Here is a 15,733-nt window from a genome sequence, read left to right as displayed (position 1 = left end):
TCTGCCAAGGTATGAGTTGGGTTTGCCTGCTCACCTTCGTAGCAGTCCATAAACCAACTCACGAACGCCGGTGTGACATTGCTCAACAAACCTGACTGCCCGAACGCGTCTTTTTGACGCGAAGCGGGCAACCCGGTCGATGGGACAATCTGTCAATACCCTCACTGGCTGCAGAACATGCTCACTCCTATTGCTGTTACGCACTCCGCCGGCACTGCCGATTCCGCAGCCTCTGCCGCACGTTCGTCGCCGGTGCGCGGCAGCCGCCGCGCGGCGCCGTCACGGGCAAGCGCACGTTCCGCCGCTCGCTGTTCGAGTTGCGCGATGCGGCAACTCTGCATGCCCCAAGGTCTGTCGCCCGAGGAATTGATGAAGCTCGAAACGCTCATCTGTTCCGCGCGTTCAGTTCAACGCGGCGAAGCGCTGTATCGCAGCGGCGACCGCTTCGACAACATCTACGCCGTCCGCTCCGGTTCGATGAAAACCGTCATGACGCACCGCGACGGCCGCGAACAGGTCACCGGCTTGCGGCTCGCGGGCGAAGCGCTCGGCCTCGACGGCATCAGCGACGACGTGCACGCCTGCAGCGCGCTCGCTCTTGAAGACAGTACGGTCTGCATCGTCCCCTATACCGCGCTCAAGTCGCTGTGCCGCGAAATCGGTTCGATGCAGGAACGTATGCACAAACTGCTGGGCGAGCAGATCGTGCGCGAAGCCGCGCAGATGATGGTGCTCGGTTCGCTCTCGGCGGACGAACGGGTGGCGGCATTCCTGCTCGACGTCTCCGAGCGCAACGCGCGGCGCGGTTATTCGTCGGCGGAATTCAATCTGCGCATGACACGCGAGGACATGGGCAGTTACCTCGGCATGACGCTCGAAACCGTGAGCCGCACCCTGTCAAGATTTCAAAAGCGCGGCCTGATCGACACGCAGGGCAAGCACATCCGGATCGTCGATTTGGACGGTCTGCGGCAAGTCTAGGCTCCTGGCGCGAGCGCGGCCGACGCCGCCGCGCCCCTAGCGCACGCTCTTTTCACGCGCTTTCGTCTTGGCATGGCTCCTGCGAGCGGGTACAGTCTTTAGTCCGTCCCCCGCAAGGAGACCCGGCGAAATGAATCGCGACCCCGCCCCGCATCACCCGCTCGTGCAGCGCCTGATCGAAGCGCGTCAAGTGACCGACGCATTGTTTTCCATCGTCAAACCCGAGTTTCTGTACGAACGGCCGATCCGCGAGCGCCACCGGATCGTGTTTTACATCGGCCATCTGGAGGCTTTCGATCGTAATCTGTTCGATCAACGCCTCTGCGATCTGCCGGCGTTCGATCCACACCTCGACCAGCTTTTTGCCTTCGGCATCGATCCCGTCGACGGCGGTTTTCCGACCGATCAACCGAGTGACTGGCCGTCGCTCGACGTCGTGCGCAGTTACGGCTTGCGTGCGCGCGAGCAGATCGACCGCGAGCTCGACGCGCTAACGCACGCCGCGCAACTCGGCCGCAACGGCGCGCAAGCCGACGCCTCCGAGCAATTGCTGAACGTGGCGATCGAACATCGGTTGATGCATGCGGAAACGCTGGCGTACATGCTCCATCAGTTACCGCTGGCGCAGAAGGTCACCGAGTTGCGCGAGCCTGTCGTGACGCGCGCGGAACCGCGGGACGCGTTGTCGTCGATGGTCAGCATACCGGCCGGCGCAACTGTGCTCGGCATGCCACGTGACGGCGGACGCTTTGGTTGGGACAACGAGTTCGGCGAAATGCGGGTCGAGGTGCCGGCCTTCGAAATCGACCGCCATATGGTGACGAATGGCGCATTCCGCGAGTTCATTGAGGCAGGCGGCTATCGCGAACCGAAGTGGTGGTCGGAGAAAGATTGGGCGTGGAGGGAGGCCGAGCACATCGAGCATCCCGCGTGCTGGTCGCGGCACGATGCAGGCGGCCAAAGCAACGCGTGGACGTTGCGCACCATGTTCGACGAAGTGCCGCTGCCGCTCGACTGGCCCGCGTATGTGAGCCACGCCGAAGCCAGCGCGTACGCACGCTGGGCAGGCAAGGCATTACCCACCGAGGCGCAATGGCAACGTGCGGCACACGGCGCGCCGCACGCCGCGTCGGGCAATTTCGACTTTCGCAGCTGGGATCCGCAACCGGTCGATGAGTATCCGGACAACGTCAGCGCGTTCGGCGTGGAAGGTCAATTCGGCAATGGCTGGGAGTGGACCTCGACGGTGTTCGACGCGCTGCCCGGCTTCGAAGCCTTTCCGTTCTATCTGGGCTATTCGGCCAACTTTTTCGATGGTCAGCATTATGTGATCAAAGGTGGATCGGCGCGCACCGCGCAGTGCATGCTGCGGCCGGCTTTCCGGAATTGGTTTCAGCCGCACTATCAGTATGTGTATGCGGGGTTTCGGTGTGTGAGGTGACGGTAAATAAGGCAAAAGTTGGCGCCTTTTGCGGTCTTCGTTTCTGAGAGCTTCGCGGTGAGTTCGCAACCATCCGTCTCGAGATCGGCGCTTCGCGCCTTGAGTTGGAGTTTTTCCGTCGCCGGTTAGACGAGCCCGGCTACTTGCCAGCCTGCCAGTAGCGCCAACACCTGCCAGGCAGCGAACAGCGTGATGAAAACTGCGCCCGCAAGCGCGAACCGCGTACGGATCGTTTGCAACGCCTGCCTGCGCGCGACACTCCGGCTCGACACCGCCCGGTTTATACCGAGGCTCGCCAGCCCAATCGCCAATACGGTCAACGACACCCCCGCGGCCATCGTGAACACCGACAGGACGCCGATCATGAATATGCCGTTGGCAAGCGCCGCGATGAGAACAAAGATCGCACCGACGCAAGGCCTCGCGCCCACCGCCAACCCGGTCAGGACGATCTGACGCGCGATCCAGGTGTTCCCTGCCCTCGTATCCATCCGTGTCCAGTTGATCGAACGCCGTCGCGGCGGCATTCGTACAGCCAGGTAGGCGCCTTGCTGAGTGTCGTCGTCGGCGTGGTCCGTCGCGAAGGGACCCGGACGGCGTTTGCGGACAAGCGTGACACGCCCTTCGTCGCAACAGTCGCGGCGCGTCACGATCGACCAGACAGTGAAGAGACCGACGCACAGCAGCGAAAAATAGCTGACCAGATCGAGTGTCGCCGCGCGCGTCATCACGCCGCCTAGCCCCGCGTGTGCGAGCCACGCCGCACCGCCGACCAGGCAGATCGCGGAGATCGCTTGCACACAGGCGCTCCACATACTGAGCGAAACCGCATGGCACACGCGCGCACGGTGCGAAACCAGATACGTGCCAATGACCAGCTTGCCATGTCCGGGCCCGAGCGCATGCAGGGCGCCGTAGCCGAATGACAGCAACATGAGAATCCAGGCAGCCTGCATGTTCGCGCCGTCGCGCTGCTCGGCGAGCTTGTCCTGAAGCTGGGCATTCAGGCGGCTTTGCAGAGCGATGCTGGCCGCGACCGCGCGCCGTAATGGTTCCAGCGCGACGAGATGATCCTCCGGAGCCGTCGGGGACGCCGGCGTCTGAACGTTGGCGGCGCTGGGTGTCCCAGTCGATGTCCTGCCAAACACATCGACTGTCTGGGCGCCGACGCCGCGCGCGGCGACGATCGTGAGCGCTATCACAATCAATGCGCTGTAGCGGCCCCCGCCACGCAACGAAACATTCAGCATGCGAGCTTCACCGAGAGCGGGTAAATAGTGCCGCCGAATATCGGGTGAACTTTATCCTCGAGCGGTTGCGCGGTACAGGTATTCGGCGCGGCCGCGTCGAATACAACAGGCGAGGCGCCCTTTGGCGGTGGCTGAAAATCGACAAAGAACGTTTCGTCCCATATACCCAGTTGCACCTGAGCGAGCCTCACGTCCACTTTATCCGCAAGTGGCAGTTCGAACGTATAGACAATTCGGCCACCGTCGATGGAGACGGCGAAATTGCGCGGCTCGCCGAAGCGCGCCGGCTTGCCGTCGACGAAGACATGGGTGAAGTAACCCGCGCCCTTCAGCGAATCGAAAGCCTGCTACCTGAAGATACCGACGTACCTGGGTCCAAGCGACCCGGCTTTTGGCATGTCAGCGAGGTCGCCCACGATCGACACCGGAAACCCCTGCGAAAAAATCCACTTCTCTTGCACAGCGTTGAGCGTCGAGCCGTGCATTTGCGCGACGCTCGCATAGGTGATCCACACATGGGGGTGAGCGGCGAGCGGGGCCGCAGCGAGCATGCAGCATGCTGCGGCCGCAGCGTGCTGCAGAACAGGAACGCGCTTGCGAAGCAAGTCGACAACGTCGTTGATCATGAAAATCCGTCAGGATAGCGAACGGTTATCGCAGCGATGACGGTGAAATAGCGGGCAACTGTAGCAGCATTTTTTGACGACCTGGGTAGAGGCAACGGCTTGCGATTACCTGAAGTTGAAACGTACCATCGACGTGGATGACGAAACGGGCCATTGCGACGGCCTCCTAGGACTGCTTGCACGGATCGTTAGATAAACCATTTGAGCAACGCGCTTGACCTTACAGCGACAGCACCGCTTTCGCCCAGCAAACGTCTCGCTGAACTATCCGGCGCGGACACTGACGTGCAAGCATCATCACTGATTGTCGTACCGGCGCAATAGGCGGCGGCTGGCGCGGATTGGAATTAGCTATTGATGGTCGGTCGCGGCTAACAACGTTGAACGGGGCGCGTAGATTCGCTTCGGATCAAGCACGACATGTTTTATATGAATCTTTTTCCATGTGTAGGAAATGTGAACCATCCCGTCCGGGGACTGAATAACCGCTGGATAGGAAAACTCCTGACCCGCCTCGTTCTCAAGGTCCAACACCTCGCCATAAGTCTGATGGTCAGCCGAGATGAAGACAGACAGCTTGTGTCGGTCCCAACGACCTTCGACGTAAGGCAACGGATTCGTGACGATTAGATCGCGGCCGTCAGTCAAGGTCACCGCGTCCAGACCAGAATTTGAGTTAGGGATATCTAACGGCGCAAGAACGCTCCACGTCTTCCCCCAATCTCTCGACCTGGTGCTGAATACAAAACCGCTTTTCGTCCGAACTAGCGCCTGCAACTGCCCGTGACGATGGTCGAGAATTGCAGGCTGGATCGCTTGAACCATACGTGGTCCGACTGCCGGATACGCGACATGCCACGTATTGCCTCCATCCATGGAACGCTCGAAATGGATTCTCCATCCGTCATACTCGGTGCTGCTTCCTGCTATCACGATTCCATTTGATAACTCGACGGGCTTGTCTTTCGCTGGCCCAGAGACGCCTGGACCAAGAGCAACCGGTTTCGACCATGTCGCGCCGCCGTCAAGCGAGTTCATCCGGAGAGGATGCCAATCAGCTGGCAATTTCCCTCGGCTGTAGAACAACATCAAAGGACCGCGCTTGGGCGAAAAGAGAATGGGGTTAATTACCGTCAGCGCTTCACCGTCAGGCGAGCGACCGTCTGCGACTCGGACAGGCGTGCTCCATTGATTACCGGAGAAGCGCGCCACCCAGACACCAACGTCGTTCGCCGCTTCTTTGCTGCCAGCCAGCCATGCCGCCACCAGATGGTCTTGCGAAAATGCGACCGTCGAAGCATGACAGAATGCAATGTTCTGCGGAGGATTCACGACTTCCGTCGATACGATCGCATCAAGATTATTTCCGCTCTTCGCAGAAGATTGCAGGGATAAAAAAGAAAGGATAACGAAAGATATATGTCGAAAAAATGACATTTTTTGCCGCGTCATACAGATTGCGCCGGTAACGTGATTATGGACTGATTTTCAGAGACGACGGATCATAACCGATCCAAATGCATTGTTTTCGGAAGAGGCTCAATTTCTTTCCAAAACTTTTTTGCAACTCTCTGAGCTGGCGCGACTATGAGTTTCACTTCTTCAGCGCCAGCATTTTTTTGTCAAAGCCGGCGTTGCGGTTGCGTGGCTATTACAGAGCAGCCGGGGCGTCGCGCAAACGTTTGACCCCGGCGCCTAGGTCGCCCGGGTCGCCCGCGCCAACCATCCCATAGTGCGCAACGAACCATTCAATACTCTTTCGTCGATTTTCCAGCGTAAGGGTTGGGTAAATAAAACGCCATTTCCCGGTAACGACTGGATGTTTCAATAAGCGCGGTTTTTGACGGTCCCCGCACGCCCGCTGATTTCGTCCTGGAACGGCGGACGAAAAATAAATAGCAAAACGACATCCGGAGTTAACTCGTATGTTTTCCCGAGCTTTACTGTTTGGTGTATCAGGCATCGCAATGGCAGTCTCACTGTACGCATGCGGTGGCAGCGGTTCAAATGGGCTTACGCCAGTGAGCGCACAAAATCAGTTGACGACGGCGACACCCATCAAACACGTCGTTGTGATTTACAACGAGAACGTCTCTTTCGACCACTACTTCGCAACCTACCCGAATGCGACGAATCCGTCGGGTGAACCGGCATTCACGGCTGCTGCGGGCACGCCGTCGGTGAATGGTCTGAGCGGCACGTTGCTGACCAATAATCCAAACTTCATCAATACACTGAACGGCACGGGCGCGACGAATCCGTTCCGGCTGGACCGTACCCAAGCGGCCACGGCCGACCAGAACCACGCCTACACCGCGGAACAGCAAGCGTATAACAATGGCGCGGCGGACCTGTTCCCGAAGTTCACGGGTAAGGGCTCGAGTGGTGGCGCAGGCGCTTTCGCTACGACCGGACAGGTAATGGGCTACTACGACGGCAACACCGTCGGCGCCATGTGGAACTGGGCTCAGCACTTCGCGATGAGCGACAACGCTTACACCGATACGTTCGGACCGTCGACGCCCGGTGCGCTGGAAGTTGTCGCAGGCCAGACGAACGGCGTGCAACTCGTCAAAACCAGCCAGCCGCCGTTCAATCTGACGACAGCGTCGCACTCTTACTATGTCAATGACGGGCAAGGAGGCGTGACGCTAATCAACGATGTCGACCCGGCAAACGACCTGTGCTCCAGCACGACCGACCAGATTCTTATGTCCGGCAAGAACATCGGTGACCTGCTCAACGCCAAGGGCATCACGTGGGGCGGCTTCATGGGCGGCTTCAACCTGGCGACGACCAACAGCAACGGTACGACCGGCTGCAAACGCAGTACAGTCGCACCGGCGGTGGGTCAGCCGACGGCCGATTACATCCCGCACCACAACTGGTTCCAGTACTACGCGTCGACGGCAAACCCGCAGCATTTGCGTCCCAGCGCGACGGCAGCCATCGGCTACACGCTCCAGTCGGACGGCAAGACTGTTGATCCGGCCAATCACCAGTACGACTCTGACGATTTCTTCGCAACGGTGAAGGCCGGAAACTATCCGTCCGTCAGCTTCATCAAGGCGCCGGCCTTCCAGGACGGTCACGCTGGCTACTCCGACCCGCTCGACGAACAGGCGTTCACTGCGAAGGTTGTCAACTTCCTGCAGCAGCAGCCTGACTGGAAGAGCACCGCGGTTATCGTCGCGTGGGACGATTCGGACGGCTGGTACGACCATGCCTATGCAAATCCCACAAGCTCGTCGTTCGACGCTCAGGCGGACCAGTTAAACGGCGCTGGCAAGTGCGGTACGGGAACAGCTCCGAACGGCGTGAACGGTGCGGCAGTCAATGGTCGCTGCGGCCCGGGCACACGTATCCCGTTCCTCGTGATTTCGCCGTGGGCAAAGGTCAACTATGTTGATCACACGCCGATCAGCCAGGCATCCGTGGTTCGCTTCATCGAAGACAACTGGCTGGGCAGCCAACGCATCGGCGGCGGCTCCTTCGATGCTACGGCCGGCAGCATCATGGGTCTGTTCAACTTCAGCGGATCGGGCAACAACCCGACGGTGTTCGTCGACCCGAACCTGGGCTCGGTAGTCTCTTCCGTACCTGCCATCTAAACTCCGTCCTTCGCATCGATGCCTGCCAGCGGTGCGAAACGGAGCAGTACTTCGGTGTTGCTAGCCCTTCGGGGTTGGCAACATTTTCACTTTCAGGTTTCCTTCCCCATCCGGCGTACGCTTAAACAGATTGTCGTAGCGGCGGCTATCGCTGCGGTCGGTTTTTCGTGCTGAATCTTTGGTCCTACGGCGACCTGGATATAAGTGACATGCCGTTCATACTCCTCGTACTCGCGGAGGTAATGACGGACACAACCGATAGCCATGAAAAGATGTGGGTTCGGTTTGTATTGCCGCCCACGGCGCACACGTAAGCAGTCTGCGACGTAAAGCCATTGCCGTGCGGCCCGTTGATCTGCACATTCTTCGCGATTAGATCCAGTCCAGCCAATGCGCTCGTCGATCCCTGCGGACCGACGACGATCGTCTCCGTGCTGGTGTCGAGCACGATGTACCGCTCCGCAATCCCCGCTACCGGAATGGTGTCAAAGCTATTCTGAAATGGCCGCTGTTATGTCCATTACGGATTTTCCACATCCCGGATCACGTCTACTCCAAAACTTTATCGCTTTGGAGATCCCTTCATCAAACCTTTCTAAATGTCATCGGGGTTTCACTCGGATTGCTCAACATCCGTCCCCATTGACTCTTTTGCCACCGACTCAGGAAGCTTATGTTGTTTCGATTCCCCCGCCCCCGACCGCTATCCAGTTTCATTGCCGTATGCACCATGCTGACGCTGAGTGCCTGCGGGAGCAGTGATAACGTCCAAAGCAGTGCGGCAGCCGTGCCCGCCCCGCCCGCGGATCCAGGCTTTGTGGACAGTGCGTCCATCCCTCCTGTACCTGCATTCGTCGACAATGCCGCCTCCAATCAGCGAAACGATGCCCACTTCGCTACACTCGATACCAATGCTGGCGTACGCGTTGTCGCTCGTTTCCTCGACCTGTGGCAGCCGTCAACCATGATTGTCGACGCGGGCGCTTCGGCACCGGCAGTGGATGGATTCCCGGCCGTGGTCGCGTCCACGTGCTCAGGCCTCGTTAACTCGGGCACACCTTGCGGCACGGTACTCAATGCTGCCGTGTTGGGCCAGAACACGCAGTTCGTCGTCAACGAAACAGTCTCCCGCACACAGGCGCAGGCCGACGCGGCTTATTTCGACGACCGCCGCAACAAGGGATACAGCGTGACCGACGGCTTGGGGCCATTGACCAGCGCATGGCTAGGCCTCACGCAGCAAACCACGACGATCACCTCCATCCCGGCCAACGCTACCACGACGCTTTACAACGACGCAGGCAACAACACGGGCGTTGGGCGTCCGACCAATACGGCTTTCGGCACCGTGGTCGACTTTGTCAACGCCATGAGCACGAACGGTTCGACGGAACCCGCCAAGCGCTTCTACAAATACGCCCGGCCATTCCGGTGGAGCAGCGCCGTGGTGGTCGATCCCACATTGGTACCGGCTGAAAGCATCACGCCTGCTACGGATGGTGGCTTCATCAGCGGCCATACCGCCGAAGCAATGCGCGACTCGATGGCCATGGCTTACGTGGCGCCACAGCGCTTTCAGGAAATGATGAGCCGCGCAATGGAATTAGGAGAGAACCGGATCATCGCGGGCATGCATTCGCCACTCGACGTAATCGGTGGCCGCATGCAGGGCCTGGCTGTTGTGGCGGGCAACCTCTACAACCCGGCCAACGCCTCATTGAAAGCCTCGGCATATGCGCAGGCCCAGAGCGCACTGATGTCCCAGACGAACACAACGAGCAGCACGCTCTATACGTTCGCGCATTCGGGCACAACCTCGACGGACCGCTTCGCCGACTATACGGCCAATCAGTCCAATTACTTGCGTCGCATGACCTTTGGCTTTTCGCAGATCGAGGCGACCGACGCCGCGCCAATCGTTCCGAAGGGCGCAGAAACGCTGCTTGAAACCCGCTTCCCTTATCTCAGCGCCGATCAGCGCCGGGTCGTACTGAAGACGACCGAACTCCCGTCCGGCTATCCGGTCATGGACGATGCGGAAGGCTGGGGGCGTCTAAACATGTTCGCAGCGGCGGACGGCTACGGCGCATTCAACGGCAACGTCATCGTGTCCATGGATGCCAGCCAGGGCGGCTTCAACGCAGCCGACGCATGGCGCAATCCGATCTCGGGAACCGGCAAGCTGACCGTGCAGGGCAGCGGAACGCTCAAGCTGGCAGGCGCTAACACCTTCTCCGGTGGCTCACAGGTCAACGGCGGAACGCTCGAAGCGGATTCGACGAGCGCGTTCGGCACCGGCGACGTTTATCTTGGTGCGGGCACGGTGGTCATCAATGCGCCTGGTGTCGTGTCCGTGGTCGGTAAATACACGCAACTTGCGAATACAACGCTGGAACTCGATATCGGCGCGAATGGGCAAGGCTCGATGAAGGTGGGCGCTCAGACTACGGTTGTTGGTGGAACGCTTCATGTCAAGTTCGTCAACGGTTTCACACCTAAGGTCGGCGATACGATCAGCCTGATAAATGGCAATGGTTCGAACGTGAAGTTCTCGACTATTGCTGTTGACGGCTTCAAAGCGACGCCTATCTATACGTCAAGTGGCGTTCAGGTCCATATCGATTCCTAACTGAAGTACTCGTCCGTGAGCGGCGCTCTGCGCGTCGCTCACGTCCTTGTGGACGATCCTCTTATTTCCAGAGCGCATGGTCGTTGCGCAGCGCGAATGGCGCATGTGATACTTCGATGCGCGTCACGGCATCAGCAACGCGCCGAAGAAATAATCCAGGCCGCCATTTCGAGCGCTACGCGCCAATCCTGATTGCTGACACATGCTGGCCATGATAGGTTGCTGCAATCCCCGCTGCCGCATCTGGCATCTATTTTTCCGCGACTCCGCGCGCGGTGACAAAAAACGGGGTGAGTAGCTCTGGACTCATCGTACGCATACGCCTATCCCCGAGAGGAATTCGAGAGCATGGCTTCAATGATCCAGTGGACGACGCTGTTCACCTGCCTGCGCGCGGCTTCTGTCGCGGCTTCCCTGTCCATCGCCACGCTCGGTGCCCATGCCGCGGATCTCGTGATCGCGGGCCGCGACGACATCTACGGCCGCGGGCTCGCGCAGGCGGTGGACGGCTACAAGAAACAGCACCCGGGCGTCGATATCGAGTTGCTGAAGCTGCCGAACAACGACCTTTATCAGAAGCTGAAGCTCTCGTTGCGGGAAAACACGCACGCCTATGACCTGGTGATGATGGATGACACCTGGTCGCCCGAGTTCATCGCCAATAAGTGGCTTCAGCCGCTGCCGGCCACGCTCGCCGATCCGGACATGGTGTCCTCCACGATCGCCCTGGGCCGCGCGTCGACGGGCACCTTGTACGCGATGCCGATCGTCGGCAACGTCGAGATGTTCGCCTACCGCAAGGATCTGCTGGCGAGTCGCAACCTGCTGCCGCCGCGCACGTGGGACGACGTGCTGAAAATCGCACAGGCCATCGGCACAGCCAACAAGGACGTTTCGGCTGTCGTGTTTCGCGGTACGAAGGGCAACCCCGTCGTGACCGGTTTTCTGCCGATCCTGTGGGCGTATGGCGGAGAAGTCGTCGATACTGACGGCAAGGTCACGATCGATTCGCCTCAGGCACTGGCCGCGTTGAAGATGCTCCTCGCCCTCAAGAAGTGGGCGCCGAAGGACGTCGATGTCTATGGCGCCGGTGAAGTGCGAGACGCGTTGCAGGGCGGCACGGCCGCACAGGCCATCGAAGTGTGGCCCGCGTGGTTGCCTGCGCTCGACGATCCGGCCAAGTCGCGCGTGGTCGGCCAGATCGCGTTGCAACCTCCGCCCGGAGAGGTCAAGGGGCCGGCACCGATGCTCGGCATCTGGCAAATGGGTATTGCAAAAGATGCGGCGCATGCGAAAGTGGCAGCGGATTTCCTTGCCTACCTCACTTCGTCCGCAACGCAAACGCAACTCGCCGTGCTCGGCATTCCGCCGACGCGCAAGAGCGTCTTCACCAACCCGACGCTCGTCAAGCAATATCGCTGGTACCCGGACCAACTCAAGGCGCTCGAAGCGGGCCGCGCGCGGCCGCGCGTGAAGGACTGGCAGCAAATCGAAGCGATTCTCGGCGACGCGTTGCAACTCGCGCTAACGGGGCAGGCCGCGCCCGACGCTGCCTTGCATCAGGCCGCGCAGAAGATCGCCCAGGCCAACGCCGTGTCGCAATGACGCGCTGGCGATCGGGGAACACGGGGAAATCGGGCCGATGAGCCGGTCACGACGTTATCTGCCGCTGATCGTGCTGATGAGCCCGGCCGTGCTCGTGCTCGGCGTGCTGGCGCTCTACCCGGTTGCACGCGTGCTGGTCGACTCGTTTTTCTCAGTGGATTACGCGTCGGGGCACCGCTCGTTCATCGGGCTCGCCAACTATCGGTCGGTCATTGCCGACGGCGAGTTCGGCACCAGCTTCGTCAACACGATCCAGTTCACGATCGTCGCATCGATTGCCGAAGTCCTGTTCGGACTCGCGCTCGCGCTGCTGTTCGTCCGCGCGTTTCCGGGCCGGCGCATCGCGTTGCCGCTCGCCGTGCTGCCGATGCTGCTTTCCACACTCGTCTGCTCCGCCATCTGGCGCAACTGGCTCAATTACAGCGGCTTCCTGAATGCGCTGCTCACGGCGGCGGGTCTGCCGCGGGTACCCTACCTATCCGATCCGCACCTCGCACTCTGGTCGCTGATGCTCGTCGATGTCTGGCAATGGACGCCGATGGCATTCCTCATCATTTTGGCGGGGCTACAGTCGATTCCGCCTGAAGTCGCGGAAGCGGCGCGCACCGACGGCGCGAACGAATGGCAGTGCCTGCGGTACATCACGCTGCCGCTCGTTGCGCCTCACATCGCTCTTGCCATGCTGCTGCGGTCGATCGACACCTTCAAGCTGTTCGACAAAGTGTACGCGTTGACGGGCGGCGGCCCGGGCAATGCCACGCAGACGCTGTCGACGTATATCTACGACACGGGCTTCCGGTTCTTCAACGTTGGACCTGCCAGCGCGGCTTCGGTACTGATGCTGCTCACTTGCGCGGTGCTGGTCTCGGGATACATATGGAAATCGGCCGTCAAGCGCGACCGGTGATGCCGGTCGCGCGCTTGCGGGGTATCGCGCGACGCTCGTCCGGTGCCGCGGCGCGTGGGCTGTTGCGGCTCGGGGCACTGGCCGTGCTGCTGCTGCCGTGCGTATGGATGGTTGGCGCGGCCTTCACGCCGACACTGGAACGCCTCGGGCATCCGCTTGCGTTGTGGCCTTCCGCGCCCACGTTCGAGCATTTCGCGGCGGTGTGGGAAAGCGGGATGGCCCAGCCGGTGCTGAACTCGGTGTGGGTCGCGCTGGGCGCCATGCTGCTCGCGCTTGCGCTGGCTTTTCCGGCCGCCTATGCCCTCGCGCGACTTGCGTTTCCGGCGCGGCTCGATCTGCTGTTCCTGATGCTCGTTCTCGCACTCAAGCTGATGCCGCCGATTGCAGTGGCCGTACCGTTGTTTTCGCTGGCAAAGTGGCTCCATCTGCTCGACTCGCTGTTCGGGCTGATACTCGTGTATCAGCTCTACACGCTGCCGATGGCGATCTGGATGTTGCTGCCGTTCGTACGCGACGTGCCGATCGACTTCGAAGAGGCCGCGGCACTCGACGGCGCGAACCTCGCTCAGCGCATCGTCTTCATCGTCATACCGCTTTGCGCGCCGGGGCTCGTGGCCACCGGCATCTTCGTGTTCATCACTGCGTGGAACGAATTTCTGCTGGCGCTGTTGTTCGTCTCGTCGCCAAGTCATTTCACGCTGCCGCTCGTCATGGCGGGTTATGTGACCGAGAACGGCATCGACTGGGGGGAACTGATGAGCGCGGGGCTGATTTCGTCGGTGCCGACGCTTCTGCTTGCGGGCTATGTGCAGCGCTACCTGATGCAAGGCTTTTCGGGCGGGTTGAAGTAACGCCCCTTAATCCCTTGTAGCCGTTGCAGCAGATGCTTTGCTTTTTTAGAGGTTTTTTTGCGCCCTGCCCTGACCGATTCAACCGTTTCGCCGGCCGACTGGATGTCGGCGATAGACGGCAGCCGCTTGCTTTCCGCACTCACCTTGCCTGGCAGCCACGACACCTGCGCCTACACAGTCGACGACCGGCTCGCGCGCACGCAGCATGCCCCGCTCGACGATCAGTTGCAGCAAGGCGTGCGGGTCCTCGACATCCGCTGCCGCCATGAGCGCGATCGCTTTGCGATTCATCATGGCGGCATCCCGCTGGGTCTCACTTTCGACGATGTGGTGCAGACATGCAGTCGGTTTCTCGCGCGTCATCCCGGCGAATGTATCGTGATGTCCGTCAAGGACGAATGGCCCGCGCGTGACTGCACCCGCACGTTTGCCGCGACCTTCGAATGGTATGTGGGGCGACGAGCGGATGTGCGCTGGCACCTTGCCGCTGATCTGCCGCTGCTACAGTCGGTACGCGGGGGCATCGTTCTATTACGGCGCTTCCCCAGCGACAAGCCGCTCGGCATGGATCTGACAGCCTGGCCCGACAACGCGACGTTTGATATTGACCACGCGGTGGCGCCGTTCTCCATCCAGGACGAGTTTCGCGTGCCCGTGCCGATATCGATCGCTTCCAAATGGCGTGCCGTTGGGTCGCTGCTGGACCTTGCCCCAAGGCTGTGCGGTGAACGTTGGGTCATCAACTTTTGCAGCGGCACGGGAATGGCGGCACCGCCCGCCGTTGTAGCGTTCGGCGATACACGGCACCGCGGTATTCACGAGCGACTTGCCGAGCGGCTCGCGGCTCGTTCGGAACCGTGCGGCACCATGATGCTCGACTTTTGCGACTGGCAGGACTGGCGCCTCGTTCACGCGTTGATCGATTGCAACTGGAGCCGATAAGGCAATGTGGTGCAGGCAGAGCGTGAAAAAAGCACGGCACTCTTGTTGCGTGCGTAATCGCGCGATCCGGAATATGTCGAGCAGCGACTTCGCGCATGCTGCGAGGTCGCTGCTTGAGACGCGATGGCGATCGCGTTTGTGCATTTAAACAGCGAGTGTCTTGTCGCCCACCAGTTTGCTGCCTGCCGCGTCGAGCTTGCTCTGCAGTTCGGCCTTACGCTTCGCCATTTTTTCACCGAGTGCGCGGAGATCGCAAGGAGTCTTGCGCAGTTCCGGAAAGAGTTCCTCCTCTTCCTCCTCGACATGGTGACCCACCATCTCGCTCATCACTTTGAAGGTCGCATCGAAGCCCTTGTCGCCGGCCTTCATGGTTTCGAATTTGGCGATCAAGGTCTTGACGAGGAAATGTTCGACATACGCTTCCTCGACGTCTATCGCGTCGCTGTCAGGTAATGCTTCCTGTGCGGCCGGATAAAGCAGTTCCTCTTCGAGCATCGTATGAATGGAAAGCTCTTCGCAGGCACGCTGCGCCAGTGCCGACTTCGCGTCGAGATCGTCGTCGGCCGCTTTCTCGAATGCCGTGAAGAGTTTTTCCACCGCGCGATGCTCGGCCTCGAGAAAAGCCAGTGCATCGGGCGCGCCCGAGCCCGTTTCCGTTTTGTCCTGCCTGGTGGTTTCCATGTCGATCTCCTCAGTCATAGGGTTGGCTGCAACGCGGCTAGCTGCAACGGTTGAGCACCCTATGCCGCAACCCGCATGCCTGGACTCCGACAGGCGTGAGGGCGGGCTTGGAAGACGGCATTACCGACGACGAGTCAGGCGTCGAGCGACCGAGAACCGCCGCCGCCCGTCGGCAGTGTCATTGAGATAAAGTTGCAATGCGCGGTCGA

General features: G+C 60.3%; 12 protein-coding genes. 8 read left to right on the top strand and 4 right to left on the bottom strand.

Going from position 1 to position 15,733, the window contains the following annotated elements:
• Positions 1-177 precede the first annotated feature (177 nt).
• Complete coding sequence (locus tag ACFSNN_RS05850) at positions 178-981, top strand: helix-turn-helix domain-containing protein (RefSeq protein ID WP_377690108.1); 804 nt, start codon at positions 178-180, stop codon at positions 979-981.
• 130 nt (positions 982-1,111) lie between these two features.
• The gene (locus ACFSNN_RS05845) at positions 1,112-2,422 is read left to right on the top strand and encodes an SUMF1/EgtB/PvdO family nonheme iron enzyme (RefSeq protein WP_134460129.1); all 1,311 of its coding nucleotides are present in this window, start codon (positions 1,112-1,114) and stop codon (positions 2,420-2,422) included.
• Between the two features lie 125 nt (positions 2,423-2,547).
• Here the strand turns inward: ACFSNN_RS05845 and ACFSNN_RS05840 are convergent, their stop codons facing one another.
• The 3 genes from ACFSNN_RS05840 to ACFSNN_RS05830 all read right to left on the bottom strand — a co-directional run bounded on the left by ACFSNN_RS05840 (position 2,548) and on the right by ACFSNN_RS05830 (position 5,750).
• Positions 2,548-3,672: a nickel/cobalt transporter gene (locus ACFSNN_RS05840; RefSeq protein WP_134460132.1), complete on the bottom strand. Its 1,125-nt coding sequence runs from the start codon at positions 3,670-3,672 to the stop codon at positions 2,548-2,550.
• Positions 3,666-4,004: a DUF1007 family protein gene (locus ACFSNN_RS41390; RefSeq protein ID WP_455430559.1), complete on the bottom strand. Its 339-nt coding sequence runs from the start codon at positions 4,002-4,004 to the stop codon at positions 3,666-3,668. Before ACFSNN_RS41390 ends, ACFSNN_RS05840 begins: the two co-directional genes overlap by 7 nt.
• A 645-nt stretch (positions 4,005-4,649) precedes the next feature.
• Entirely contained in the window at positions 4,650-5,750 is a 1,101-nt protein-coding gene (locus ACFSNN_RS05830; protein ID WP_134460135.1) for a sialidase family protein, read from the bottom strand.
• Between the two features lie 473 nt (positions 5,751-6,223).
• On the opposite strand from ACFSNN_RS05830, the gene ACFSNN_RS05825 reads away from it, so the two are divergent.
• From ACFSNN_RS05825 to ACFSNN_RS05800, 6 genes are all read left to right on the top strand, one after another.
• Positions 6,224-7,909, top strand: a complete 1,686-nt coding sequence (locus ACFSNN_RS05825; RefSeq protein ID WP_134460138.1) for a phospholipase C — start codon at positions 6,224-6,226, stop codon at positions 7,907-7,909.
• A gap of 673 nt (positions 7,910-8,582) precedes the next feature.
• Positions 8,583-10,538 (top strand): acid phosphatase, encoded by a 1,956-nt coding sequence (locus ACFSNN_RS05820; protein ID WP_377690122.1) that lies wholly within the window; start codon positions 8,583-8,585, stop codon positions 10,536-10,538.
• Positions 10,539-10,886: 348 nt separating this feature from the next.
• The gene (locus ACFSNN_RS05815; protein WP_134460143.1) at positions 10,887-12,143 is read left to right on the top strand and encodes an ABC transporter substrate-binding protein; all 1,257 of its coding nucleotides are present in this window, start codon (positions 10,887-10,889) and stop codon (positions 12,141-12,143) included.
• Between the two features lie 37 nt (positions 12,144-12,180).
• Positions 12,181-13,050 (top strand): carbohydrate ABC transporter permease, encoded by an 870-nt coding sequence (locus tag ACFSNN_RS05810; protein ID WP_134460146.1) that lies wholly within the window; start codon positions 12,181-12,183, stop codon positions 13,048-13,050.
• Positions 13,050-13,901: a carbohydrate ABC transporter permease gene (locus ACFSNN_RS05805; RefSeq protein ID WP_377690159.1), complete on the top strand. Its 852-nt coding sequence runs from the start codon at positions 13,050-13,052 to the stop codon at positions 13,899-13,901. The genes ACFSNN_RS05810 and ACFSNN_RS05805 overlap by 1 nt, the downstream gene beginning before the upstream one ends.
• Before the next feature lie 102 nt (positions 13,902-14,003).
• On the top strand, positions 14,004-14,843 hold the full coding sequence (locus ACFSNN_RS05800) for a phosphatidylinositol-specific phospholipase C (protein ID WP_134465481.1): 840 nt from the start codon (positions 14,004-14,006) through the stop codon (positions 14,841-14,843).
• A 144-nt stretch (positions 14,844-14,987) separates the two neighbouring features.
• Here the strand turns inward: ACFSNN_RS05800 and ACFSNN_RS05795 are convergent, their stop codons facing one another.
• Complete coding sequence (locus ACFSNN_RS05795; RefSeq protein WP_134460149.1) at positions 14,988-15,524, bottom strand: hemerythrin domain-containing protein; 537 nt, start codon at positions 15,522-15,524, stop codon at positions 14,988-14,990.
• Positions 15,525-15,733: the final 209 nt, after the last annotated feature.

The organism is Paraburkholderia dipogonis, assembly GCF_042680985.1.
In the GTDB taxonomy this organism is placed as follows: domain Bacteria; phylum Pseudomonadota; class Gammaproteobacteria; order Burkholderiales; family Burkholderiaceae; genus Paraburkholderia; species Paraburkholderia phytofirmans.
Note: the sequence above shows the minus strand (reverse complement) of the source record. Positions and strands in the feature narration are given on the sequence as shown.

Coding starts and splice junctions, on each gene's coding strand:
- ACFSNN_RS05800 (WP_134465481.1), top strand. CDS start 14,004: ATGTCGGCGATAGACGGCAGCCGCTTGCTTTCCGCACTCACCTTGCCT.
- ACFSNN_RS05850 (WP_377690108.1), top strand. CDS start 178: ATGCTCACTCCTATTGCTGTTACGCACTCCGCCGGCACTGCCGATTCC.
- ACFSNN_RS05795 (WP_134460149.1), bottom strand. CDS start 15,524: ATGGAAACCACCAGGCAGGACAAAACGGAAACGGGCTCGGGCGCGCCC.
- ACFSNN_RS05825 (WP_134460138.1), top strand. CDS start 6,224: ATGTTTTCCCGAGCTTTACTGTTTGGTGTATCAGGCATCGCAATGGCA.
- ACFSNN_RS05815 (WP_134460143.1), top strand. CDS start 10,887: ATGGCTTCAATGATCCAGTGGACGACGCTGTTCACCTGCCTGCGCGCG.
- ACFSNN_RS05810 (WP_134460146.1), top strand. CDS start 12,181: ATGAGCCGGTCACGACGTTATCTGCCGCTGATCGTGCTGATGAGCCCG.
- ACFSNN_RS05845 (WP_134460129.1), top strand. CDS start 1,112: ATGAATCGCGACCCCGCCCCGCATCACCCGCTCGTGCAGCGCCTGATC.
- ACFSNN_RS05830 (WP_134460135.1), bottom strand. CDS start 5,750: ATGACGCGGCAAAAAATGTCATTTTTTCGACATATATCTTTCGTTATC.
- ACFSNN_RS05840 (WP_134460132.1), bottom strand. CDS start 3,672: ATGCTGAATGTTTCGTTGCGTGGCGGGGGCCGCTACAGCGCATTGATT.
- ACFSNN_RS05820 (WP_377690122.1), top strand. CDS start 8,583: ATGTTGTTTCGATTCCCCCGCCCCCGACCGCTATCCAGTTTCATTGCC.
- ACFSNN_RS05805 (WP_377690159.1), top strand. CDS start 13,050: ATGCCGGTCGCGCGCTTGCGGGGTATCGCGCGACGCTCGTCCGGTGCC.